Annotated in this window: 24 protein-coding genes and 1 pseudogene; 12 read left to right on the top strand and 13 right to left on the bottom strand. The window is 68.2% G+C overall.

The features are described 5' to 3' along the window. Nucleotides 1–20 precede the first annotated feature (20 nt). The gene (locus tag J4H92_RS14385) at nt 21–1,028 is read right to left on the bottom strand and encodes a DNA-processing protein DprA (RefSeq protein WP_208098877.1); all 1,008 of its coding nucleotides are present in this window, start codon (nt 1,026–1,028) and stop codon (nt 21–23) included. Nucleotides 1,029–1,233: 205 nt separating this feature from the next. Between J4H92_RS14385 and J4H92_RS14380 the strand changes: the two genes are divergently transcribed. Together J4H92_RS14380 and J4H92_RS14375 are read left to right on the top strand one after the other, a co-directional pair. Then, the gene (locus J4H92_RS14380) at nt 1,234–1,623 is read left to right on the top strand and encodes a sulfate permease (protein WP_208098876.1); all 390 of its coding nucleotides are present in this window, start codon (nt 1,234–1,236) and stop codon (nt 1,621–1,623) included. Continuing rightward, nucleotides 1,620–2,030, top strand: coding sequence for a recombinase family protein (locus tag J4H92_RS14375; protein ID WP_208098875.1), 411 nt, complete (start codon nt 1,620–1,622; stop codon nt 2,028–2,030). Before J4H92_RS14380 ends, J4H92_RS14375 begins: the two co-directional genes overlap by 4 nt. Nucleotides 2,031–2,096: 66 nt before the next feature. Here J4H92_RS14375 and J4H92_RS15520 read toward each other — a convergent pair whose 3' ends face one another. Then, nucleotides 2,097–2,783, bottom strand: a complete 687-nt coding sequence (locus J4H92_RS15520; protein WP_243752416.1) for a helix-turn-helix domain-containing protein — start codon at nt 2,781–2,783, stop codon at nt 2,097–2,099. A 167-nt stretch (nt 2,784–2,950) separates the two neighbouring features. Between J4H92_RS15520 and J4H92_RS14365 the strand changes: the two genes are divergently transcribed. Then, a complete protein-coding gene (locus tag J4H92_RS14365) occupies nt 2,951–3,337 on the top strand; it encodes a hypothetical protein (protein ID WP_208098874.1) in 387 nt (128 codons plus the stop codon). On the opposite strand, the gene J4H92_RS14360 is transcribed toward J4H92_RS14365, so the two are convergent. Beyond that, complete coding sequence (locus J4H92_RS14360) at nt 3,243–4,502, bottom strand: MFS transporter (protein ID WP_208098873.1); 1,260 nt, start codon at nt 4,500–4,502, stop codon at nt 3,243–3,245. The genes J4H92_RS14365 and J4H92_RS14360 overlap by 95 nt on opposite strands. 56 nt (nt 4,503–4,558) lie before the next feature. Here J4H92_RS14360 and J4H92_RS14355 point away from each other — a divergent pair, with 56 nt between their 5' ends. Together J4H92_RS14355 and J4H92_RS14350 are read left to right on the top strand one after the other, a co-directional pair. Next, a complete protein-coding gene (locus J4H92_RS14355) occupies nt 4,559–4,867 on the top strand; it encodes an ArsR/SmtB family transcription factor (protein WP_243752415.1) in 309 nt (102 codons plus the stop codon). Beyond that, nucleotides 4,864–5,121: a hypothetical protein gene (locus tag J4H92_RS14350; RefSeq protein WP_208098872.1), complete on the top strand. Its 258-nt coding sequence runs from the start codon at nt 4,864–4,866 to the stop codon at nt 5,119–5,121. The genes J4H92_RS14355 and J4H92_RS14350 overlap by 4 nt, the downstream gene beginning before the upstream one ends. Before the next feature lie 31 nt (nt 5,122–5,152). On the opposite strand, the gene J4H92_RS14345 is transcribed toward J4H92_RS14350, so the two are convergent. Further along, nucleotides 5,153–5,605, bottom strand: coding sequence for a tetratricopeptide repeat protein (locus tag J4H92_RS14345; protein WP_208098871.1), 453 nt, complete (start codon nt 5,603–5,605; stop codon nt 5,153–5,155). Between the two features lie 132 nt (nt 5,606–5,737). On the opposite strand from J4H92_RS14345, the gene J4H92_RS14340 reads away from it, so the two are divergent. Together J4H92_RS14340 and J4H92_RS14335 are read left to right on the top strand one after the other, a co-directional pair. Beyond that, nucleotides 5,738–6,157 (top strand): hypothetical protein, encoded by a 420-nt coding sequence (locus J4H92_RS14340; RefSeq protein WP_208098870.1) that lies wholly within the window; start codon nt 5,738–5,740, stop codon nt 6,155–6,157. A 122-nt stretch (nt 6,158–6,279) separates the two neighbouring features. Beyond that, nucleotides 6,280–7,035, top strand: a complete 756-nt coding sequence (locus J4H92_RS14335; protein WP_208098869.1) for a DUF3592 domain-containing protein — start codon at nt 6,280–6,282, stop codon at nt 7,033–7,035. Between the two features lie 318 nt (nt 7,036–7,353). Here the strand turns inward: J4H92_RS14335 and J4H92_RS15865 are convergent. Beyond that, nucleotides 7,354–7,542: pseudogene (locus J4H92_RS15865) on the bottom strand (DDE-type integrase/transposase/recombinase); the annotation flags it as partial. Nucleotides 7,543–8,203: 661 nt separating this feature from the next. On the opposite strand from J4H92_RS15865, the gene J4H92_RS14325 reads away from it, so the two are divergent. Both J4H92_RS14325 and cls read left to right on the top strand, forming a co-directional pair. Then, nucleotides 8,204–8,392, top strand: a complete 189-nt coding sequence (locus tag J4H92_RS14325) for a hypothetical protein (RefSeq protein WP_208098867.1) — start codon at nt 8,204–8,206, stop codon at nt 8,390–8,392. A gap of 218 nt (nt 8,393–8,610) precedes the next feature. Further along, nucleotides 8,611–10,161, top strand: coding sequence for a cardiolipin synthase (gene cls / locus J4H92_RS14320; RefSeq protein WP_424960875.1), 1,551 nt, complete (start codon nt 8,611–8,613; stop codon nt 10,159–10,161). Between the two features lie 26 nt (nt 10,162–10,187). Here the strand turns inward: cls and J4H92_RS14315 are convergent, their stop codons facing one another. From J4H92_RS14315 to J4H92_RS14300, 4 genes are all read right to left on the bottom strand, one after another. Next, nucleotides 10,188–10,769, bottom strand: a complete 582-nt coding sequence (locus J4H92_RS14315) for a histidine phosphatase family protein (protein ID WP_208098866.1) — start codon at nt 10,767–10,769, stop codon at nt 10,188–10,190. 71 nt (nt 10,770–10,840) lie between these two features. Next, complete coding sequence (locus tag J4H92_RS14310) at nt 10,841–11,701, bottom strand: DUF559 domain-containing protein (protein ID WP_208098865.1); 861 nt, start codon at nt 11,699–11,701, stop codon at nt 10,841–10,843. A 326-nt stretch (nt 11,702–12,027) separates the two neighbouring features. Then, nucleotides 12,028–12,258, bottom strand: a complete 231-nt coding sequence (locus J4H92_RS14305; RefSeq protein WP_341783123.1) for a helix-turn-helix domain-containing protein — start codon at nt 12,256–12,258, stop codon at nt 12,028–12,030. After that, entirely contained in the window at nt 12,255–12,944 is a 690-nt protein-coding gene (locus J4H92_RS14300; protein ID WP_208098864.1) for a hypothetical protein, read from the bottom strand. Before J4H92_RS14300 ends, J4H92_RS14305 begins: the two co-directional genes overlap by 4 nt. Nucleotides 12,945–13,253: 309 nt before the next feature. On the opposite strand from J4H92_RS14300, the gene J4H92_RS14295 reads away from it, so the two are divergent. From J4H92_RS14295 to J4H92_RS14285, 3 genes are all read left to right on the top strand, one after another. Continuing rightward, complete coding sequence (locus J4H92_RS14295; RefSeq protein ID WP_208098863.1) at nt 13,254–15,779, top strand: ATP-dependent Clp protease ATP-binding subunit; 2,526 nt, start codon at nt 13,254–13,256, stop codon at nt 15,777–15,779. A 119-nt stretch (nt 15,780–15,898) separates the two neighbouring features. Next, nucleotides 15,899–16,429, top strand: a complete 531-nt coding sequence (locus tag J4H92_RS14290; RefSeq protein ID WP_208098862.1) for an amino-acid N-acetyltransferase — start codon at nt 15,899–15,901, stop codon at nt 16,427–16,429. A 97-nt stretch (nt 16,430–16,526) separates the two neighbouring features. Continuing rightward, nucleotides 16,527–17,153, top strand: a complete 627-nt coding sequence (locus J4H92_RS14285; RefSeq protein ID WP_208098861.1) for a hypothetical protein — start codon at nt 16,527–16,529, stop codon at nt 17,151–17,153. A gap of 75 nt (nt 17,154–17,228) precedes the next feature. Here J4H92_RS14285 and J4H92_RS14280 read toward each other — a convergent pair whose 3' ends face one another. The 4 genes from J4H92_RS14280 to J4H92_RS14265 form a co-directional block, all read right to left on the bottom strand. Continuing rightward, nucleotides 17,229–17,585, bottom strand: coding sequence for a hypothetical protein (locus J4H92_RS14280; protein ID WP_208098860.1), 357 nt, complete (start codon nt 17,583–17,585; stop codon nt 17,229–17,231). 170 nt (nt 17,586–17,755) lie between these two features. After that, the gene (locus J4H92_RS14275) at nt 17,756–19,114 is read right to left on the bottom strand and encodes an O-acetylhomoserine aminocarboxypropyltransferase/cysteine synthase family protein (protein WP_341783122.1); all 1,359 of its coding nucleotides are present in this window, start codon (nt 19,112–19,114) and stop codon (nt 17,756–17,758) included. Then, nucleotides 19,111–20,370 (bottom strand): acyl-CoA dehydrogenase family protein, encoded by a 1,260-nt coding sequence (locus tag J4H92_RS14270; protein WP_208098859.1) that lies wholly within the window; start codon nt 20,368–20,370, stop codon nt 19,111–19,113. Before J4H92_RS14270 ends, J4H92_RS14275 begins: the two co-directional genes overlap by 4 nt. Next, nucleotides 20,360–21,424, bottom strand: a complete 1,065-nt coding sequence (locus tag J4H92_RS14265) for an ABC transporter permease (RefSeq protein ID WP_208098858.1) — start codon at nt 21,422–21,424, stop codon at nt 20,360–20,362. Before J4H92_RS14265 ends, J4H92_RS14270 begins: the two co-directional genes overlap by 11 nt. Nucleotides 21,425–21,433 lie beyond the last annotated feature (9 nt).

Here is a 21,433-nt window from a genome sequence, read left to right as displayed (position 1 = left end):
GACCGACGAGATGGTCAGGCCTATAAGTCCCGGCCTGATCGTTCTGGCCGGACCGACGGCGGTTCGCGACGCTGGCCGAGCCCTGCCTGACGAGAGGTCCCACGGGCGTTGTCCGGCAAGTCGAGCAGTGCGGCCACGTCCTGCGCGCTGGTGACTACTTCAGCGATGCCTCGTTTGAGGAGATCGTTCGGTCCGTTACTGGTCGCGCTGGTTATCGGCCCGGGCACTGCACCGACCGGACGACTCAGGCGGTGCGCCTCTGTTGCCACGCGCAGCGCCATCGATCGGCTCCCCGCCTCGGGAATCACAGTCGTGCCCGACAACGCCGCCAGCAGCCGAGTGCGGGCGACGAACCGGTGGCGCGACGGCGCCGCCCCCGGCGGAATCTCGCTGACCAACAGACCGAGATCGCCGACACGATCCAGTAGCTCGGCGTGCCCGGACGGGTACGGGCGATCCACCCCGCTTGCGAGCACCGCGACCGTGCTGCCCCCTGCGGCGAGAGTCGCTCGATGTGCGGCGCCTTCGATCCCGTACGAGCCGCCGGCGACGATCACCCGTTCCTGGTTCGCCAGCTCCGCCGCCAACTCCCCGGCGACCGTCGTGCCGTACGGCGATGCGGCCCTCGCGCCAACGATGGACACTCGATCCTCAACGGCACCACTGAGAAATGAGGTCGCCCCGCGAGTCCACAGCACGTACGGGGTGCGATCACGCAGCTCGTTCAGACCCGTCGGCCAGTGCGCATCCGCCGGAATCAGCGTGCCAATCCGTCCGCCCTGGAGTTGCGCCACCCGGCCCGGAAGGTCGGGCGTGATCGCGGCCGTCAACCGCTCGCGCCAAGCCATCCCGTCCGCACGATTCATCCCCGGCACCGTGGCCCGATCGTCTTCGATCAGCCGAAGCGTCTCCACACCGCCGACCTGCTTCAACACCCGGCCGGTCACAGGGTCGTCGGGTTCGGCGATCATCGACAGCACCATCCGCGCCTGCCGCTCACCCGGCACCTGCTCCACGAGCCTCGCCATGATCCTGATCCCTCCGCTCGGCCAACCGTCAGCGGCAAGGTGCGCGCTCCGAGCGCGGGGCGGAGGGGTTCCGTCTGTCGTAGGTCCGGCGTATCGTGGAAGGACAGAGGCAGGTTCTCAACACTGCGGGTCCTCGGGACAGCCCTTTCGGGCACTCACCACACGTACTGCCTCACCTGATGGTTACGTGTCTTGGAGGCCCGCCATGTTCCGACTCATCTGGATCGCCAGCATCCACATCCGCTACTTCATGCGCCGATGGATGCCCAGCAACATCCTGCTCGACAAGATCCGCACCCGTCGCGGACTGAAATACGGGGTGCCCGCGATGCTGCTCGCGATCCCGTACCTCTACCTCGCGAGCCTGCTCGCCGTCATCGTCCGGGACGGCGGCCCCGGCTGGCTCAACATCTTCGTGCTCATCACGCTGTGGTCGGCGTTGAAGATGCTCTGGATCGGCCCCGTCAGCCTGATCCTGCTCGCCCGCGTCCGCATCCACGAGCACGCCGAGCGTCGCGCCGCGCGCCGACAGCCCAAGGAGGAGCAGGCGCAGGTCTTTGCGCCAGTCCCGGTGATGGCAGGAGGTGCATCATGACCAAGGCCGTCATCTACCTCCGCAGCGCAACCGGGAATCAGGAGCAGTCGGACCGGCAGGAAGCCGACTGCCGCGCGTACCTCCGCGAGCGCGGGCTGAGCGCAACCCACACCTTCCGCGACGACGGCCATCCAGGTCCAGCGCTCGCGGAGCTGCTCGACGCAGCTTCCAAGGGCGAGGTCACCGACGTCGCCATCACCAGCCTGGATCGCCTCGGCCGCCGCTTCACCGAGAACCTCGACAACTTCACCTCTCTCGAACAAGCAGGCGTCACCATTCACACCGCCGAGGGCATCATCACCGGCCCCATCGGCGATGACTGCGTTCGCTCCTTCCTGTACAAGTTCGCACTGGCCGAAGCAGAACTGGTCACCGACGACACCGGAAACCCACGCCGCCGCCCATAGAACGAGAGCGCTGAACGTCACGGAGCCTGCCTCACAACGAGGCAGGCTCCGCATCTTGTCAGTCGTTCACGCGGGCACCTTGCGGCGTCGCCCGGATTGCCGGATCGTCACGCCCTCCACGACCAGAACACGACGGACCGTCTGCTCGCTCACCCCGAACCGCAACCCGACCTCCAGCAAGGTGGCACCACCCTCGTAGAGCTGTACGGCCTCGGCACGATCCGCCTCAGCCAGCCCCTTACCTCGAAGCGGAACCGAGCGACGCACCAGATGAGCGGCCGCCGTGCGCTTGTGAATCCCGAACCGTTCAGCGAGCTTCACCAACGTCCAACCCTGCTGATACAGCGCAACCAGCTCATCAACCTGCTCCGGCTTCAAAAAGGTTTGAGCCATCCCAACTGAGCGAACCAACCGGCCCCGGGAGTCGACCACCGGCGGCTCGACCGGTCGCTTAGACTTCTTGTAAGCACCCCGTGACCAGCGAGAAACCACGGTCTTCAAGGCCTGGCCGATGTTCTCAAACTCTCTACGGAGGCCCACCACCATGCTCTTACTCGAACCAATAACCTGAGCAAGAGCCTCGTCGAGAAGGTTGTCTAGGAATCCGTCGGTTGTGGCGGATTTTTTGATGTGTGCTGCGTGGGTGGCTGCGGTGGTGCGGATGGTGGTGTTGCCGAGGAACGCGAAGGCTTCGGTGTAGACGGGTTCTGGGTGGTGGTTGTTTTCGTATTCGTCGTAGTGGATGTCGCTCACGTAGCTGCCTGGGCCGGATGCGTGAGCAGGAGGGTGCGTGTCCGGTACGGGGATCCCAAGAAGCGAGCGATCGATGACCCTGCCCGCCGTTCTGCTTGCTGTGGGAGCCGTGCTGGTGCTCGTGGTGACCCCCGCGCTGGGAGTGTTTACCTGGGACGCCTGGTCCCGTGAGCGACGCGTGCCGCGCGCCCAGCTACCCGCCCGCGCGATCCACGAGCACGTCCCGGGTTTATCGCGTTTTCCAGGCGAACTTCTCCCCGCGCTACCACTATGAGCTCGAGGTCGAGTACCCGGGCGCTGCCGGCCAGCTGCTGATCGGCAAGGTGAAGATCGATAACGCGCCCGTGATCGCCCGGACCGAGCCGTTCGACGGCACCGTGTGGGTCTCGCAGCTGGACCCGCGCGACATCTCCGTCGAGCCGACCGGACGCAAGGTCCGCTCATTCCGGCTCGTGATCCTCACCGGCCTGTGTCTCGCCGCGGGCTTCGCCCTCCTGATCTACGACGGCATCGAGTACGTCTCGACGTGGTTCGAGCAGAACGTGGTGAGCTGAGCACCGGAGCTGCCTTCTCGCGCGCGATCACGACCCGCCAGAGGCTCGCGACCAGGAGCAGCCCGCTGCCAAGGAGCACGAATCGAGCATCGCTGAGAGCCTCCGTCTCGAGCGCGGCACCCCCGGCCCACGAGCCCAGGGCGATCCCGGTGTAGACGGCGGAAGCATTGAACGACAGCAGCACGGGTGCCTGCGTCGGTGCAAGGCTCACCAGCTGCTGCTGTTGTGGGGCGAGCACGGACCAGGACAGCCATCCGGCTGCCAGCAGTGCGACCAGGAGGACGCTGGGTGAGCCCTGAGCGACGGCGACGATCCCGTTCACGCCCGCCAGGGCTGCCGTGGCGGTCACGACTACCCGCCGGGCCGAGAAGCGGTCCGCGAGCATCCCGGACGTGAGTGCGCCGGCGACGGAGGTCACGCCGAACAGGAGCAGCACGGTGCCGGTCCCGCCCGGGACGGCGTCGATGAGGGGCCGGTATGCCTGGGTGACGTAGGTGTACGGGAGGAAGATCCCTGCGAACGCGATGACCGTCACGCCCAGGGTGCTCAGGACACCGCGAGTACGCAGTGCGCCGAACCTCTCCCAGAGCGACGCGGCGGGTGCTGCGGGTCTGCGCGGGAGCAGTCGGAGAGCCAACGCCATGCCCAGGCCCAGCGCGGCGACGATCGCCATCGTGATCCTCCAGCTCGCAGCCGAGCCCACGATCGCGCCGAGCGGGGAGCCGATCACGAGCGCCGTCGACGTTCCCGCCGTGACCAGGCCCAGGGCCTGTCCGCGATGTCGCGGCGGGGCGATGCCGGATGCCATGGCGGCCGCGATCGGGGTGAACATCGCAGCCCCCGCCCCGGCGACGGCTCGGCTGAGCAGCAGCGCCGGCAGTCCCCAGGCCAGAGCCGTCAGCGCGTTCCCGACCGCGAAGACGACCAGTCCGAGCGCGAGCCAGGTCCGCGGCGCGATCCGGCCTGACAGGATCGCCAGGCTCGGGGCGGCCAGGGCGTACGCGAGAGCGAAGACCGTCACGGACTGCCCGGCGTCGGCGACCGTGACCGCGAGATCTGCGGCCAACGGGGGAAGCAGACCTGCGATGACATACGCGTCTGTTCCGACGACGAACGTCCCCGTCGCCAGGACGAGCACGGGTCTGAACCAGCGATCGGGTGCCATACGCCAATACTACGACCATGATCGTAATAGTCGATCCGCATCGTATGATGGTCAGCATGGACGTGACGATGGGGACGCTCCCGCAGCCGGAGCTGTCCGAGGTGGACGTGGCGACGGTGCTGGCCGCGCTGGCAGACCCGGTGCGGCTGAGCATCGTGCGGGAGCTGCACCGGGTCGGGGAATCCACGTGTACCGCGCTCGATGTTCCGGTGAAGGCCTCCACCGTGTCGCACCACATGCACGCGCTGCGCGAAGCGGGCATCGTCACCACGCGGATCGCGGGCACCACCCGCCCCAGCCGGCTGCGGACGGCTGACCTCGAGAAGCGCTTCCCCGGACTGCTGAACATCGTCCTGGCCGGATGACGACGAGAGAGGACTCCCGCGCGATGAGCTCGCTCGACGATGAGACGACACGCCCCGATCACCTCGCGCCCAGGTGGGACACCGCAGCGCTGCTCCTGATCGACCTGCAGCGCGACTTCCGCACCGTGCTCGCGACCGACGCGGTCTCACAGACCACCCCTGAGCGCCTGTCAGACCTGGCGGCGATCGGGGTGCAGCTGATCGACGTCGCGGGGATCCGTGTTGCGCTGGGACCGTCCAGAGTGGCGCACTGAGCGGCGCGCGTGTCCGACGGCCGCGTCCCGGTCAGTCCAGTCGCGCTCCGGCGTCGCGGAGGATCTTCAGCATCCGCTCGCCCTCGTCTTCGTCGTTGTGGAAGAGGTCGTCGTCGAGCATGTAGGCGCGCATGAGCTCGTCGGCCGCACGGTCGGCGCGGTCTGCGCTGACGAGGGACTTGCCGAGCATGTAGTGGATCCACGGATTCTCGACGCCTCCCGGGCCGTTCAGGGCGTTGAAAAACGCTTCCGTCGCCCCCGCCGTGTCGTCGGTCAGGTAGCGGACATCCCCGATCGACGCCCACAGCCACGTGTAGGGCTCCCACTCGACTGCCGGCTCGGGCAGGAGAGTGAGCGCCCCGGCCCACACCGCCTCGGCCCTTTCATACTCGTCCTCGTCCGCGAGTTCGTTGCCCTGCTCGGACAACGCTATGATCCTGTCGTAGATGTCGTCGGGCAGTTCCGGGCCGATCTGAGTGCTCATGCCCCGATCGTCCCACCGTCCGCCGATCCGGTCCTCCCGTCCCTTCCGGCATTCACGAAGCGTTCACCGAGGCATGAGAGAAAGAACCGGTAATGGTTACCGTAGCAACCGGGAGCAGGAGGCGGATCCACCATGCGTGAGGCATCCGACGGCGTGCAGACGCTCCTGCAGCGCGACCGTCTGGAGGTCTCGGCGGATCTTCTCGTGCACGCGTTCTCGGATCTTCGCGATCAGCAGTTGCCCTCGATCCTGCTCACGGACCTCGTCGATGTGTTCGCGCGCCGCCACGGCCTGCCGGGAAAGCACCGGCGCGTCCTGGCCGGGCTTCCGCAACGTGATCCCGAGGCGATCGTGCTTCGGCTCGTGCTGGACGTGACCTCCTCGTGGCACGCCGCCGGCATCGCCGCACCGATCGGCTCGTCCGGCGACGACGGCAACACCCGGATCGTGCTGACCCTGCGCGGCAGCACGGCACTGCGTGGCGAGCACCCTCACACGCGGGTGCGGGGCCTGCTCGAACGCACGGGAGCGTCGCGCTCCTTCATCGACTGACACGGCACGAGAGACGCCTCGGAGCCTCGTCCCCTTCTTGAGAGAATGGAGCGCGGAGACAGCATCTCCGCCCCGCGAGTGTGGAGAACGCTTCCCCTGGGATGCAATCGAGGAGGCTGAACGTGAGCACGGTAGACCCGGATCTGCGCTGGTGGCGCAATGCCCTCGCCCTGCGCGTGATCTCGATCGCACTGTGGGTCGTGGTGTTCCTGACCGCGCTGGTGACCGGATGGTCGAACGCGCTGTACTTCGCCGGCGCCCGATGGGCGTCCTGGGCGGGAGCAGAATGGCTGATCGGCGTCGACGGCGTCGCCGAGCCGATCGTGCGGCTCGCCGAGAACACCACGACGGTCGCCATCTGGCCCGTGCTCATCGCGGGCCTGGTCGACGGCTATGCGCGGCATCGCAGCGGTGGTGGAGAGGCCTGGGCCGTCGTCCCCGCGTTCGGCTGGACGCTGCTGGGCCTCGGCCTGGGAGCTCTCGCGGCGACGTTCTCCGGACCTGTCGACGCGGGCCCGCCGATCCTGCTGACCGTGTCCGGCGCGCTGGTACTGCTGATCAAACCGGTCTCCGCCGGGCTGCTCGCCCGGCACCGCGACCGGCAGGCCTGGGCGCGCACGAACGGAGTCGTCGCGATCGCCACAGTGACGAAGGTTGACATCGAGACGATCAACAGCATCGACCGCTGGCGGGCTACCCTGAAGTTCGAGGACCAGGATGGCCGGGACCGATGGCACCGGGCCTCGATACCGACGTGGGACCGAGTGAAGCCCGGCGTCGGGGATCGGTACGAGCTCCGCTACGACCCGACCCGTCCAAGCCGGAGATCCTCGATCCACGTCGACCTGTCCCGACCGGTCAGCACACGACGACACTGAGCGCCGATAACGGGACTGATCTTCGGTGTTTCTGGGTCGGCCTGATCGAAAGGAACAGGCCGTGATGGACACGACCGAGACGATCGATCCTGTGACTGGAGAGCTCATCGAATCGGCCTGGCTTTCGTTGCTATCGGGAGCCTTGTCCGGCAGGTGCTGGACGGGCTGATTCGAGGTCAGCGTAGTACGCGGTTTCGATCTCGATAGGGGTGCGCACGTCGAGGTCGCCGTGGAGGTGGGAGCTGTTCCACCACCACGCCCGCTCGAGGGCTGCCAACTCGACCTGCTCGACGGTCCGCCAGGGATCGCGCTGACGGATCAGCCCATCGAGGCGTTCGCCGGCGCCCCCGTGGCCATGTCGAGTGCTTGGAGTGGGAGGATCTCGAATCGCAGCGTCGCCGCGATGCTCCATCCGACAATGCGTCTCGAGTAGACGTCGGTGACGAACGCGACGTAAGCGAACCGGCACCACGTCGCGACATAGGTCACGTCGCAGACCCAGAGCCGTCGCGGCGCCGACGGGGCGAAGCGGCGATGGGACCCGAAGCGTTGGCGAGGGCTACCGCCTACCGGTCTCGACTGTGGGTGTCCCGCATGGGGACGCCAGCCCGTCGCAGGTGCGTGCGCACGGTGCTCGCATCGAAACCTACCCGCGCGCCGACCGCCACCAAGGACTCGCCCTGCTCGTAGCGCCGGACCATCTCTAGCACCTGTGCCCCTGACGGCCTCTTTCCGCGAATTGAGACGCCGCGTTCACGCAGACGATCTGCGAGCCGCTGTCGGCTCACGCCGAGGTCATCCGCGATCCGGCTCAGTGTCTCTCTGGTCTTGTAGCGGTGCTCCGCCTCGTCCAGCCTTGCCTCCGTCAACCGAGGGACAGGCGACGGCAGGTGCTGAGCAAAGTCGGAAGAAGTCGTCGTTGGCGTGGGCCGACGACGGATCATCGGGTGCATCAAGACAACTCGCTGTAGCGACGGGGCAAGGTTCGAGCACTGTCGCGCCAGCTCCACCACCGGGCGGAGAGCGAGCTTGCTCGCCTAAACCAGGCGAGTGATGCCAGTCGAATGACGCGCGCATCGGAAGTACGGGTGCCCCGGCTCCGCAGGACGTGATCCAGGCTTCCCGGGTTCTCCCATTCGTCACCGTCGCCGAGGGATAGACTCGTCGCATGGACAACTGGTGGGTGAACGCGATCTGGTCGATCACGCCGACCGTGATCATCGGGATCTTCTTCGCCTTCGTCATTCGCACGATACTGCGCGCCGACCGCAATGAGCGCCGCATCTATCGCGAGATGGAGGCGGAGGAGCGCGAGCGATTGGGGCTTCCCGCCCGCGAGGACGGCGCGGCCTCCTGACCCCGCTCGCGGTCACGCTCCGCGGGGCTCCGGGATCCCGCACCGCGTTCGCTCCGTTCGGCTCGGAGCCGGGGCGGCTTCGGCGACTGCCGTGACGCGACGCGTCGCTCCGAGCGGCCCGGTCCGCGCGAAACGTGTACGCTACTAGGCGTGCGTCGCGATATCATGCGCCCGAACGGCTCAAGCGCCTCGAGCGCCGTCTTCGGTGCGGGTGAGCGGTGAGCGAGGCCGTGGCCATGTCGTCCTTCCTGCTCGCCGCGGGCGATCTGCTCGCCGCGCAGTCGGAAGACGCCGGGTTCTGGGACGGCATCAACTGGCCTTGGGCCTGGACCACGCTCGTCTGGGTGGTCGACAACGTCATCCGCATCGTCGCACTCTTCGTGGTGCCGCGCAACCGGCGCCCCACCGCCGGCATGGCCTGGCTCATGGCGATCTTCCTGCTGCCGGTACCCGGCCTGCTGCTCTTCCTGCTGATCGGCGGCAACCGCCTCCCGAAGAGGCGCCGTCGGCAGCAGGCCGAGGCGACCCGGATCATCGGCGATGTCGCCGACCGCGAGGAGGCGGTGCTCGGCACCTACCTGGAGTCGCTGCCCCCGGGCATCGGCAACGCCGTCGTGCTCGGGCGCTCGCTCGGCGCTCAACCCATGGTGCGCGGAAACGCGGCCGGCATCTGCATCGACTACGAGGAGTCGTTCGCGCAGATCGCCTCCGCGATCCGCGGCGCCCGGCGCTACGTGCACGTCGAGTTCTACATCCTCGTCCTCGACGCGAGCACCGAGGACGTGTTCGCGGCGATGGGCGAGGCGGTCTCCCGGGGGATCGAGGTCCGCGTGCTGCTCGACCACGTGTCGGCCGTCCGCAATCCGGGCACGAAGCGCACCCGGCGCAAGCTGGACGAGATCGGTGTGCACTGGGCCTACATGCTGCCGGTGCGCCCGTGGCGCGGGCAGTGGCAGCGACCAGACCTCCGCAACCACCGCAAGATCGTGGTGATCGACGGCGAGATCGGGTTCATGGGGTCGCAGAACCTCGTCGACTCCAGCTACAACAAGCCGTCGAATCAGCGGCGCGGCCTGCACTGGCGGGATCTGATGGTCCGCGTCGAGGGTCCGGCGGCGCTCGGCCTCGAGGCGGTGTTCCTGAGCGACTGGTACGTCGAGACCGGTCAGGGGCTGACGCATCTGCTGCACGACCGGCTCAGCGCCGCCACTCCCGGCGATCTCGACTGCCAGGTGCTGCCGAGCGGCCCGGGCTTCGGCACCGAGAACAACCTGCAGGTCTTCCTCTCCCTGCTCTACACGGCGAAGCACCGGATCAGCATCACCAGTCCGTACTTCGTGCCGGACGGCGCCATCATGCACGCGCTCCGCGCCGCCACCTCGCGCGGGGTCTACGTGGAGCTGTTCGTCTCAGAGATAGGCGACCAGGCCGTCGTCTACCATGCGCAGCGCTCCTATTACGAGGAGTTGCTGACCGCCGGGGTGCGGATCTTCATGTACCGGCCGCCCTACATCCTGCATTCCAAGCACTTCACGATCGACGACCGGGTGGCGGTGGTCGGCTCCTCGAACATGGATCAGCGCTCCTTCAGCCTGAACATGGAGGTGTCGATGGTCGTGCACGGCGAGAGCTTCGTGAGCGATCTCGACCGGGTGGTGGAGCACTACCACGCCAACTCCCGCGAGCTGACCCACGACGAATGGCGCAAGCAGCCGCTCCGCTCGCAGCTGCTCGACGGTCTCGCGCGCCTGACCTCGGCACTGCAGTAGCCCGGCCTCGCTGGAGCCCGGGTCCGTCACACGGCGGCGGGCTCGAGGCGAGCGAGCCGCGGCGCGGATCCGCCGTCCCGGCTCAGGATCCACACCTCGCAGTTCAGGATGCGCGGCAGCGGGGCGCCCCCGATCCTGGTCAGTCCGGAGCGGATCAGCGCGCCGTGCGCGACCACCACCGTTCCCGGGGCCTCCTCGAGGGTGCGCAGCAGGCCCGCCGCCGCGCGCTCGGCGAGCGCGTCGAGGGTCTCGGCGCCCGGGATGTCGAGGCCCGGCCAGCGGCGTTCGGCCTCCGCCACGAGCAGGCCCTCCGCCGGGCCGAAGTCCCGCTCCCACAGGGCGTGGTCGATATACGGATCGCCGAGGCCGAGGGCGCCGGAGAGGATCTCGGCCGTCTCGATGGCGCGCAGCATGGGGGACGAGCTCAGTCCGCTCCACCCCGGGCCGGCGGCGAGCAGCCGGGCCGCGGTTCGGGCCTGTTCGCGTCCCGTCGCGTTGAGCGGCACCTCCGTGCGGCCCTGGATCCGCCGGGCGAGATTCCAGTCGGTCTCGCCGTGCCGCACGATGGCGATGCTCCGGCGGCCGGAGAGGTGCTGGGAGAGCGTCACCCCTCTAGGTTAGGGCCTGGCTTCTCGTCGGGCTGATTCCGCAGCTCGGGCTGATTCTCTCCGTCAGAACCTCAGCCTGAACTGCGAACTCCTCCCGAAGCGCACGTGCGCCGCACGAGGTGGCGGCCCTGGGCGATGGCCGTCATGACCTCGTGCTGCACGGCGGGCCAATCATCGACGACTTGTTCGTAGCCGACGCGGATCACGTAGTAGCCGTTCAGTGCGAGTGACGAATCGTGCCGGTTGTCGCTGGTCCTCCTGCGGCCGACGTGATCGCGTCCGTCGATCTGGAGGATCAGGCGTTCGCCGATGAGAAAGTCGACGCGGTGGCCGTGCACCCAGGCCTGTGGAATCACCCTGACCCTGAGCCAGCGCAGCCGGGAGAGCACGAGCGTTTCCAATCCGGAGTCCGAGAATGGCGACGTCTCGAATGCGAGACGTCGCGCCCGTCCCCGGTACGGCAGGCTGCGCAGCCGATCCAGCGTGATCAGCCGCTTGTTGAGCGCGGACTCCCAGACGGCTCGCGCGGCCTCGTAGCTCAGGCAGGCGGCGGCGTATCCGAGTAGGTTCTCGAGCGGATCCTCCAGCGTCCAGGGGGCTCGCGGCACGGTGGGAGCACCCCAGTGGATCACGCACCCCTCTGCCTCAGCGCGGGACGTCGGCGTGCGTGCCGCGACGTGACGAAGCGGTTCTTCCAAGACCCAGAGCCCGAGGCGCCTGGCCTGGGTGACGCAGCTGAGCACGACCGAGTACCGAGCGGCTCCGATGAGCTCGGGGTCCGCCTCCGCCAGCGCCAGCCAGCCCCGCCTGGGGCGGATGACCGCCCCGGTGCGGAGCGCTCGCTCGATGTCGGCTCTCCGCACGCCCGTTTCGCTGAGTGCAGCGGAGCGAGCCACTCCGCCCGAGCGGTGCAGCGCCGTCGAGAGATCCATGCACGAAGCCTGCCTCAACTGTTCCGGTTCGAGGATCCCACGCGGAGAACTGTGGACAACTCGTCGTCATGCGGGTGTTTCTGGGGCGATGTGAGGGCCGAGCCGGGCGCGGTCGGCGGGAGGGCCCCGCACTTCGGGAAGATCCCGCAGGTCGGGAGGAGACTTCTGCGCAGAAGCATCAGCCTGAGCTGTAATCTCAGCCCGAGCTGACGGGCCAGGGTGCGTGGAGGTGCAAGAGCGCAGGGAAGTGCAGAGCGCAGGGAAGTGCAGAGCGCAGGGAGGCGCAAGAGCGCAGGGAAGCCGCAAGAGTGCCCGGAGGGAGCCGCTCAGTCCCGGAGCACCAGCAACTCGCCCACCGAGCAGTCGAGCGCTCGGCAGATCGCGGTCAGCGTCGAGAAGCGGATCGCCCTGGCGCGGTCGTTCTTGAGGACGGAGAGGTTGACGAGGCTCACGCCGACGAGCTCGCTCAACTGGGTGAGCGTCATCCCCCGCGCGGCGAGCATCTCGTCCAGCCGGCAGCGGACCGCGTGTCCGTCCTCGGGCTCGGCGGGGCTCACACCAGCCCCTCGCTGTCGCGCTGGAGCCGTTCGCCGTCGGAGACGAGGAATCCGATGAGGGCGACCGTGCCCCCCACGAGGAGCAGGATCAGCTCGAATCTGCCGACGACCCAGATCGGGTCCCAGAGGTTGAGCATGATCGAGTCCGGTGTCGCGGCGGTCAGCTCACCCGTGCTCACGTCCTGATAGATCGGGTAGCCGAGCTCCTTCGCGGCGACATCGACCGCGAGGGCGTCGAGCTGGGGGCCGACGGTGGCCAGCACCACGACCAGCAGGCCGAAGACGATGAGGCTCCAGCGCAGGTGGCGGGCGAAGGGCCTCCGCTGGAGCAGGCGTATCGCCAGCAGGATCGCGGCGAGACTGCCGGCGATGACCACCAGCAGGGTGAGGGCGGTGTGCCCGAGCTGCAGGATCCGCGGGAGCGTCAGCGGCTGCGCGCTCGAGAGCAGCACGCCCGAGTAGGTCGCCGTCGATGCCGGGTCGGGCGTGTCGGGGTCCTGGTCGAAGGGGAGACGGAAGGTGGAGATATCCCCGAATCCGTTCCACATGTCTGCGAAGTGGTTCAGGAGCATCGGGATCGCTGCGAGCAGCGAGGCGAGCAGCAGCATCGAACCGACGGCGAGCACGATGGCGGCGGCGAGAATCCGGCCGCCGCGCGGTCGGTCTCGGACGGATTCCGTGTTCATGGGGACCTCCGAGGACGTCGAGCAGTGATTATCGAATATCGATATTATTGTTTATCGATAAGTATGTGAGATCCGGCGACGACCGTCAAGCACGCGGCGCTCGAAAGGCTGAAGAAAGCAGGAGGAACCGCCGGAGAAGATGCCGTAGTCGCGTTTCGGCGCAGTCCGCCCGCCGATCACGTTCTCAGCGGACCATGCGCCGAAGGCCGTTACGCCGAGCACGAACACGCGACCGGAAACCGCCCGCGGTGCGTAGTCTGTTGGTATCGGTCGCGCGATACCCCCACGAGCGGCCTCAGGAGGAAGAAGATGTTCGAGAGATTCACGGATCGCGCCCGCCGGGTGGTCGTACTCGCCCAGGAAGAGGCGAAGATGCTCAACCACAACTACATCGGCACCGAGCACATCCTGCTCGGCCTCATCCACGAGGGCGAGGGCGTGGCCGCGAAGGCGCTCGAGCAGCTCGACATCTCGCTCGACGCCGTGCGCGAGCAGGTCACAGACATCATCGGCACGGGACAGCAGCCGCCGAGCGGGCACATCCCGTTCACCCCGCGCGCCAAGAAGGTGCTCGAACTGAGCCTCCGCGAGGCGCTGCAGCTCGGCCACAACTACATCGGCACCGAGCACATCCTGCTCGGCCTGCTGCGCGAGGGCGAGGGCGTCGCGGCGCAGGTGCTCGTCAAGCTCGGCGCCGACCTGAACCGCGTCCGCCAGACGGTCATCCAGCTGCTCAGTGGATACCAGGCGGGCAAGGAAGCGGTGAAGGTCGGAGGCAGCGAGGCCGCGGGCGGCGACGCCAAGGGCTCGCAGGTGCTCGATCAGTTCGGGCGCAACCTCACCCAGGCCGCCCGCGAGGGCAAGCTCGACCCGGTGATCGGCCGTGAGAAAGAGGTCGAGCGGGTGATGCAGATCCTCTCCCGCCGTTCGAAGAACAACCCCGTGCTGATCGGTGAGCCGGGCGTCGGCAAGACGGCGGTCGTCGAGGGCCTGGCCCAGGCGATCGTCAAGGGCGAGGTGCCCGAGACGCTGAAGGACAAGCAGGTCTACATCCTCGACCTCTCGTCGCTGATCGCGGGCAGCCGGTACCGCGGCGACTTCGAGGAGCGGCTGAAGAAGGTCACCAAGGAGATCCGCAACCGCGGCGACATCATCATCTTCATCGACGAGATCCACACGCTGGTCGGCGCCGGCGCGGCCGAGGGCGCGATCGACGCGGCGAACATCCTCAAGCCGATGCTCGCCCGCGGCGAGCTGCAGACGATCGGCGCGACCACGCTCGACGAGTTCCGCAAGCACTTCGAGAAGGACGCCGCGCTCGAGCGCCGCTTCCAGTCGGTGATGGTGAACGAGCCCTCGCTGCCGCACGCCATCAACATCCTCAAGGGCCTGCGCGACCGCTACGAGGCGCACCACAAGGTCTCGATCACCGACGGCGCCATCGTGGCGGCGGTCAACCTGGCCGACCGCTACGTGCAGGACCGCTTCCTGCCGGACAAGGCCATCGATCTGATCGACGAGGCCGGCGCCCGGCTGCGCCTCTCGATCCTCTCCAGCCCGCCCGAGCTGCGCGAGTTCGACGAGAAGATCGCCGTGGTCCGTGCCAGCAAGGAGCAGGCGATCGAGGATCAGGACTTCGAGAAGGCCGCGAGCCTGCGCGACGAGGAGAAGAAGCTGATCGCCGAGCGGCTGCGGCTCGAGAAGCAGTGGCGCAAGGGCGATGTGGCGACGAACGCCGAGGTCGACGAGGGGCTGATCGCCGAGGTGCTGGCACAGGCCACGGGCATCCCCGTCTTCAAGCTGACCGAGGAGGAGACCTCGCGCCTGCGCTTCATGGAGGAGGCCCTGCACCAGCGGGTCATCGGCCAGAACGAGGCGATCTCGGCCCTGGCCAAGACGATCCGCCGCCAGCGCGCCGGCCTGAAGGATCCCAAGCGCCCCTCCGGGTCGTTCATCTTCGCCGGCCCCACGGGCGTCGGCAAGACCGAGCTCGCGAAGGCGCTCGCCGAGTTCCTGTTCGACGACGAGGACGCCCTGATCTCGCTCGACATGAGCGAGTACGGCGAGAAGCACACGGTGTCGCGCCTCTTCGGCGCGCCCCCCGGCTTCGTCGGCTTCGAGGAGGGCGGTCAGCTCACCGAGAAGGTGCGCCGCCGGCCGTTCTCGGTCGTGCTGTTCGACGAGATCGAGAAGGCCCACCCCGACATCTTCAACTCGCTGCTGCAGATCCTCGAGGAGGGTCGCCTGACCGACGGCCAGGGGCGCGTGGTCGACTTCAAGAACACCGTCATCATCATGACCACGAACCTCGGTTCGAAGGGCATCGCGGGCGGTCCGGTCGGCTTCCAGGTGGAGGGCGACACGCAGGTCGGCTACGAGCTGATGAAGGGCAAGGTCAACGAGGAGCTGAAGAAGCACTTCAAGCCCGAGTTCCTCAACCGCGTCGACGACACGATCGTGTTCCCGCAGCTCAGCAAGCCGGAGCTGCTGCAGATCGTGGATCTCTTCCTCAAGGCGCTGCGCGAGCGGCTGCTCGACCGCGACATCCACATCGAGGTGTCTCAGGCCGCCAGGGAGCGGCTCTCGGAGATCGGCTACGAGCCGTCGCTCGGCGCCCGCCCGCTGCGCCGCGCGGTGCAGCACGAACTCGAGGATCGGCTCTCCGAGCGGATCCTCGGCGCGGAGCTGCTGGCCGGCGATACGGTCTCGGTCGACTTCGTCGACGGCGAGTTCACCTTCGAGACGGCGGGCCGGTCGAAGAACCACTCCGCGAGTTCGGCCTCGGCCGCCGCGGCCGTAGCCTCGACCGCGCCGACCACCGGCACCACCGAGTAGCGCCTCTCACAGCCGGGCCGAAGTCTCCCGCAGCGACCGCTGACGGACGGGAGACTTCGGCCCGGCCGCTGTTCGGCGCACCGCGCGGCTGCGAGCGGGCGCGCCACTAGACTCTCTCCATGACTGAAACCGAGGTCGGGGCCGTCCGCGTGCGGGCGGCGCGCACCCGCGATGTGACCGCGATGGTGGAGCTGATGGAGCCCCTGGTGGCGAGGCGGATCCTTCGCGGCATGGATCTGGTGGAGCTCTACGGCGCGGTGCCGGAGTTCCTGGTGGCCGTCGACCGCGAGGACCGGGTGATCGGCTACGGGGCGGTGCACGTGATGTGGGAACAGCTGGGCGAGGTGCGCACGCTCGGCGTCTCGGAGGGGTGGCTCGGGCGCGGCGTCGGCCATCGGCTGCTCGAAGCCCTCGAGCACCGCGCCGGGGAGCTCGGACTCGATCAGCTCTTCTGCCTGACCTTCGAGGTGGACTTCTTCGAACGGCACGGCTTCGAAGCGGTCGGGGAGGACGAGCGGCTCGTCGCCGCAGACGTGTACGCGGAGCTGCTGCGCTCCCACGACGAGGGTGTGGCAGAGTTCCTCGACCTCGCGAGGGTGAAGCCCAATACGCTCGGGAACACGCGAATGCTGAAGCGGCTGCGACCCTGAGCCGAGGCCGCGGGCGGCTTCGGCGCGCCGAGACGTATGTGCGGCTCGGTGCGCATGTTGAAGCGGATCCGATGCCTTCCGGGGTTACCCTGGGGGCATGTCGGGTTGGAAGGATCCAGTGGGGCCGAAGAGCCGCGGCGTCTACATCAGGCGCCGGATCCTGGTGCTGCTCGGTCTGCTCGCGGTCGTCGCGGCGATCGTCCTGATCATCGTCAAGCCGGGCTCGACCGGTGTTCCCGCGGCGGGCGAGGACGTCGCCGTGCCGGAGGATCTCGTCGCCTCCGAGCAGGCCGAGGACGCGGAGAAGAGCGGCGAGGAGCCGGCCGCGTGCATCTCCGGTCAGCTCAGGGTGACGCCGTCGACGGATCGGGAGAGCTACGCCGAGGGCGAGCTCCCCGAGCTCTCGCTGGCGGTCGAGAACACGGGCGAACGGGCGTGCTCCGCGGATCTCGGTACCGCGTCGATGACGTTCGAGATCACCAGCGGCTCCGACGAGGTCTGGCGTTCGACCGACTGCCAGAAGAACCCCGACCAGCGGATGGTGATCCTGGAAGCGGGCCAGAAGCTGACGACCGAGCCGATCTCCTGGGATCGTACCCGGTCCGGCTCCGAGACCTGCGACGTCGACCGCGACCCCGTCCCGGCGGACGGCGCCTCCTACCATCTGCGCGTGGCGATCGGCGACGTGGACGGCGATGGAACCGCCCAGTTCCTGCTGTATTAATGGTCGAGTCGCTGCCGTGGCGGGTCGGGTCCGCGCAACGGCGAGCCGAGGGTCGCGCCGAGCGGACGTCGGGCCTCAGTCGGTCCCGTCGAGCGAGATGAGATCCTCGTCCCTGCGATCCTCCTCCCTGCCGTCCTTGACTCTGCGCGCCTCCTCGCGGGTCTCGAGGATGTCGGCCGCCTCGTCCGGGTCGAGATCCGCGACCGATCCGACATCGGGATCCTCCGCGGCGTCGCTCTTCCCGGCCGCTCTCGGCGGATCGGCCTCATCGGGCCCGGAGGCTCCGGCGTGCTCGGCCTCGTCGTAGACGGACTCCTCGACCGAGGCGGGCGCCGTGCTCGTCGGCTCCCGCGGATCGCGTCCGGAGCGCGGAGGATCGTTCTCCTCCGGACGCGGCTGCTGCGGAACCTCGCGGGGTCGCTCCTGAACCATGACTCTCAGTCTCCTTCGCCGATTCGCGTGCTCGTCTTCCGACGATTGCGGCCGAGCCTATCCGGAGGGGCGCCGTCGGCGAGGGGGCTTGCGGCAGGGATCCGCATCCGTTAGGGAGAGCGGGTTCGGCGGCCGCGATCGCATCCGGGCGACGATGATCTTCGAGCGGCTCACCTGACGGGTCCGCGCGGGCGGATGCGCGCGGCGGCGGCGAGTGCGGCGTCGAGGTCGGCGATGAGATCGTCGACCGTCTCGATGCCCACGGAGAGACGGATGAGGCCGTCGTCGATCCCGAGCCGATCCCTCGTCTCCTGGTCGAAGGAGAGGTGCGTGGTGGTCGCGGGATGCAGAGCCATGGATCGCACGTCGCCGATGTTGGTCATGCGGCTGAACACGCGGAGGGAGTCGAAGAAGACCTCGGCCGCGCGCCGGCCGCCGCGCAGCGTGAAGGCGAACACCGAGCCGGGCGGGCCGTCGAGCACGCGCTGCGCGACCTGATGGAACGGATTCCCGGGGAGGGCGGCGTAGTCGACGCCGCGCACCGTCGGGTGCTCCGAGAGCCACTGCGCGATCCGTACGCTGTTCGAGAGGTGCCGTTCCAGGCGCAGCGAGAGCGTCTCGATCCCCTGCTGCAGCAGGAAGGCGTTGACGGGGGAGAGGGAGGGGCCCAGATCGTTGACCGGCGCCCACCGCAGGTGGTACTCGAGCGCGTGCGACCCCCGCGCCTCGAGGATCGACGGTGCTCCCGGGGCCGGGGCGTCGGTGATCGCCGGGTAGCGGCGCGGGGCGCCGGCCCAGTCGAAGTTGCCGCCGTCGACGATCACCCCGGAGAGCGCGGCGCCCTGACCGGTGAGGAACTTGGTCGCCGAGTGCACGACGACGTTCGCTCCGTGCTCGATGGGGCGCACGAGGAACGGCGTGGCGATGGTGTTGTCGACGATCAGCGGCAGGCCGTGGCGCTGCGCGATCCGGGCGACGAACGGAAGATCCACCACGTCGTTCTTCGGATTCGGGATGCTCTCGGTGAAGATCGCCTTCGTCTCTGGCCGGATCAGTCGATCCCATTCGGCCTCGTCGGTGCAGTCCCAGACGTAGTCCACGCCGACGCCGACGCCCCCGAGCGTGCGGTCGAAGAGCAGCCGGGTGCCGCTGTAGATGCTCGCCGTGGAGACGAACCGCTCGCCGGCCGCCACCAGGCCGATCATCGTCGACGCGATGGCCGCCTGCCCGGAGCCCACCGCGATCGCGCCGGCTCCGCCCTCGAGCGAGGCGATCCGTCGCTCCGCGACCGCCTGGGTCGGGCCCAGATTCCGGGTGTACAGCTGCCCGTCGTCGGCGCCCGCGAAACGATCCCAGCTCTGCTGGAAGGAGTCGAAGCGGTAGGCGGCCGTCAGGTAGATCGGCGGCACGCGCGAGCCGAAGTCCGACTCCTCGAACTCGCCGGCGTGCACCTGGCGGGTCTCGAAGCCGTAGCCGTCCCAGTCGTAGTTCGGGGGGACGGGGAGGTGGTCGGTGCCCTGCTCCGTCACGTCGTCTGCCCCGTCCTTCCCGTTCGCGCCGCTGTTTCCAGGAGATAGCCGCGGCCGGCGTTCAGCAGGGCGATGCGCGTCGGAAAATGCAGGGAATGCGTGCGCGCGTTCCTCCAGAAGCGGCTGAGATTCCGGGATCGATCGGTCGAGCTGGCTCCGCCGAACTCGAATATCTCGTCGGCTGCGCGCACCGCCGTCTCGCCGCTCAGACCCGAAGCGGCGAAGACGCGCCGCTCCGCCTCCGCATAGTGGTCGTCGAGGCCGGATCCGATGGCGCGGTCGAGGGCCTCGGCCGCGCTCAGGTACAGCGTCTCGACCGCGAGCACTCGGGCGTACAGGTCTCCCAGCTGTCGGAGAACGAGGGGATCCTCCGTGGCGCCGTTCCCCAGCCAGGTGCGGGGCTCGGTTCTCAGCACCGCTCGAGCTTCCGAGAGATTCGCGGCGGCCGCCCCCACGTTCACGGCCGTGTGCAGGAGGATGGCGACAAGAGAGGTTCGCCGCTCCTCCACCCATGGCGCGATGACGCGATACCCGGGCACCCTGACGCGGTCGAGGTGAACACTCCCGCTGTGCGTTCCCACCTGGCCGAATGAGTTCCAGTCGTCCGTGACCGTCAGTCCCGCCGTCTGGCGATCCACGAACGCCAGCAGCTTCGATCCCTCTGGAGACTCAGCGGTGACGGGGACGATGCCCGCCGTGAGTGCTCCGGTCGCGTAGTATTTGCGACCGGTGATCACGTAGTCCTCGCCGGACCTCGTCGCCCGCGTGGTCAGCTCGGTGCGCGGGTCGTTGGTCGCCCTCTTCTTCTCGCTGAACGCGTTGCCGAGCCGTCCGCCCTGCAGCAGATACTGTGCGAGCTCGTGCTGCAGGCGTTGGTTGCCCAGCACGAAGGCGTTCTCAGCGAGGTGGAAGTGGTTTTCGGGAAGCTGACCGAGTGAGGTGTCGGCGATCGAGATGCGCACCAGTGCTCGGGCCACGACCGAGAAGTCGTGCTCGGGGCCGGCGAGCCGCTTCGGGACGCGCGCGGCCAGGAGGCCGCTCTGCTCGAGCTGTCGAAGCTCACCGCCTGGAAACACCCGCTCGCGATCGCGCAGGGACGCCTCGATCGCGAAGGAGCTCGCGAGATCCTCGGCTGTCTCGAGAAGCGCGTCTGCGCTGCGCGGAACACTCGACTCTGACGGATGGCTCGCCGGGTCCGAGCGCGGAGATTCCTGCGCGTGTTCTCGGCCGAGGGCGAGCGGAGAGCTATTTGACAATGGCATCCTTCCGTCCTGCGATGGTGAGTGTTGCCGCGAACAGCACGACCGCGCCCTTGATCATGGTCTGGGTAAAGTCCGGCACGCCGAGCTGGTTCAAACCGCTCGCCAGAACCGTGAGGATGAGCACGCCGATGAACGTGCGCTCGACACCCCCGGAGCCGCCGGCGAGGGAGGTGCCGCCTACGGCGACCGCCGCGATCGCATCGAGCATGAAGGAGGTCCCGAGCGTAGGACCGCCGGCCTGCAGACCCGAGACGAGGAGCAGTCCGGAGATCGCCGCAAACACCGCGGAGATCACGAACAACCAGAACCGCACGGCTTTCGCATTCACTCCGGCGAGATTCGCGGCCTTCTCGTTGGCGCCGAGGGAGTAGATGTACAGGCCGAAGCGAGTCTTGCGAGTCACGAACCAGCTGATCGCAAAGAGGATCAGTCCGATCAGGAAGGTACCCGTGATGCCCGGAACCAGTTGGGTATTGACCAGCGCGAGGAGGCTCGGGGCCACGAAGGAGACGGACTGGCCTTTGAGCAGCGTCAGCCCGAGTCCTGTGAACAGCGAGAGCGTGCCCAGCGTGACGATGAAGGATGGTAGCCGTCCCACGACGGTCAGCGCCCCGTTGGCCGCTCCGATGAGCGCCCCGGTGACGAGCGTGAGGGCGAGCGCGACGAGGAGGTTGTCGCCGAGCGCCTTGGTGGCGATCGCTATGACCGCCGCGGTGAGAAGCACGGTCGCGCCGACGGAGATGTCGATGCTGCCGGCGAGGACGACGAGCGTCAGACCGAGCGCACCGGCGAGCAGGTATCCGGCCGTCGTGCCCATCGAGACGAAGTTCTGCACAGTGAAGAAGGTGTCGCGTGCGAGGCTGAAGTAGATGATGAGCCCGGCCAGCACGAGCGGCGGCAGCAGGCGGACCACGAGACTCCTGGGAAAGCGTCGTCTCCGGTTGGACGGGCCGTCGGCGCCGGGTATGCCGAGCTCCTCACTGCGCGTCCCCGGAGCCGGGAGGTCGGAGGCTTCAGCGGTATCCGGCGTGGAAGCGGTGGTGGTCATGTTGATTCT

This window comes from Leucobacter weissii (genome assembly GCF_017565745.1).
In the GTDB taxonomy this organism is placed as follows: Bacteria; Actinomycetota; Actinomycetes; order Actinomycetales; family Microbacteriaceae; genus Leucobacter; species Leucobacter weissii.
Note: the sequence above shows the minus strand (reverse complement) of the source record. Positions and strands in the feature narration are given on the sequence as shown.

Coding starts and splice junctions, on each gene's coding strand:
- J4H92_RS14385 (WP_208098877.1), bottom strand. CDS start 1,028: ATGGCGAGGCTCGTGGAGCAGGTGCCGGGTGAGCGGCAGGCGCGGATG.
- J4H92_RS14380 (WP_208098876.1), top strand. CDS start 1,234: ATGTTCCGACTCATCTGGATCGCCAGCATCCACATCCGCTACTTCATG.
- J4H92_RS14375 (WP_208098875.1), top strand. CDS start 1,620: ATGACCAAGGCCGTCATCTACCTCCGCAGCGCAACCGGGAATCAGGAG.
- J4H92_RS14360 (WP_208098873.1), bottom strand. CDS start 4,502: ATGGCACCCGATCGCTGGTTCAGACCCGTGCTCGTCCTGGCGACGGGG.
- J4H92_RS14355 (WP_243752415.1), top strand. CDS start 4,559: ATGGACGTGACGATGGGGACGCTCCCGCAGCCGGAGCTGTCCGAGGTG.
- J4H92_RS14350 (WP_208098872.1), top strand. CDS start 4,864: ATGACGACGAGAGAGGACTCCCGCGCGATGAGCTCGCTCGACGATGAG.
- J4H92_RS14345 (WP_208098871.1), bottom strand. CDS start 5,605: ATGAGCACTCAGATCGGCCCGGAACTGCCCGACGACATCTACGACAGG.
- J4H92_RS14340 (WP_208098870.1), top strand. CDS start 5,738: ATGCGTGAGGCATCCGACGGCGTGCAGACGCTCCTGCAGCGCGACCGT.
- J4H92_RS14325 (WP_208098867.1), top strand. CDS start 8,204: ATGGACAACTGGTGGGTGAACGCGATCTGGTCGATCACGCCGACCGTG.
- J4H92_RS14310 (WP_208098865.1), bottom strand. CDS start 11,701: ATGGATCTCTCGACGGCGCTGCACCGCTCGGGCGGAGTGGCTCGCTCC.
- J4H92_RS14300 (WP_208098864.1), bottom strand. CDS start 12,944: ATGAACACGGAATCCGTCCGAGACCGACCGCGCGGCGGCCGGATTCTC.
- J4H92_RS14295 (WP_208098863.1), top strand. CDS start 13,254: ATGTTCGAGAGATTCACGGATCGCGCCCGCCGGGTGGTCGTACTCGCC.
- J4H92_RS14290 (WP_208098862.1), top strand. CDS start 15,899: ATGACTGAAACCGAGGTCGGGGCCGTCCGCGTGCGGGCGGCGCGCACC.
- J4H92_RS14285 (WP_208098861.1), top strand. CDS start 16,527: ATGTCGGGTTGGAAGGATCCAGTGGGGCCGAAGAGCCGCGGCGTCTAC.
- J4H92_RS14280 (WP_208098860.1), bottom strand. CDS start 17,585: ATGGTTCAGGAGCGACCCCGCGAGGTTCCGCAGCAGCCGCGTCCGGAG.
- J4H92_RS14265 (WP_208098858.1), bottom strand. CDS start 21,424: ATGACCACCACCGCTTCCACGCCGGATACCGCTGAAGCCTCCGACCTC.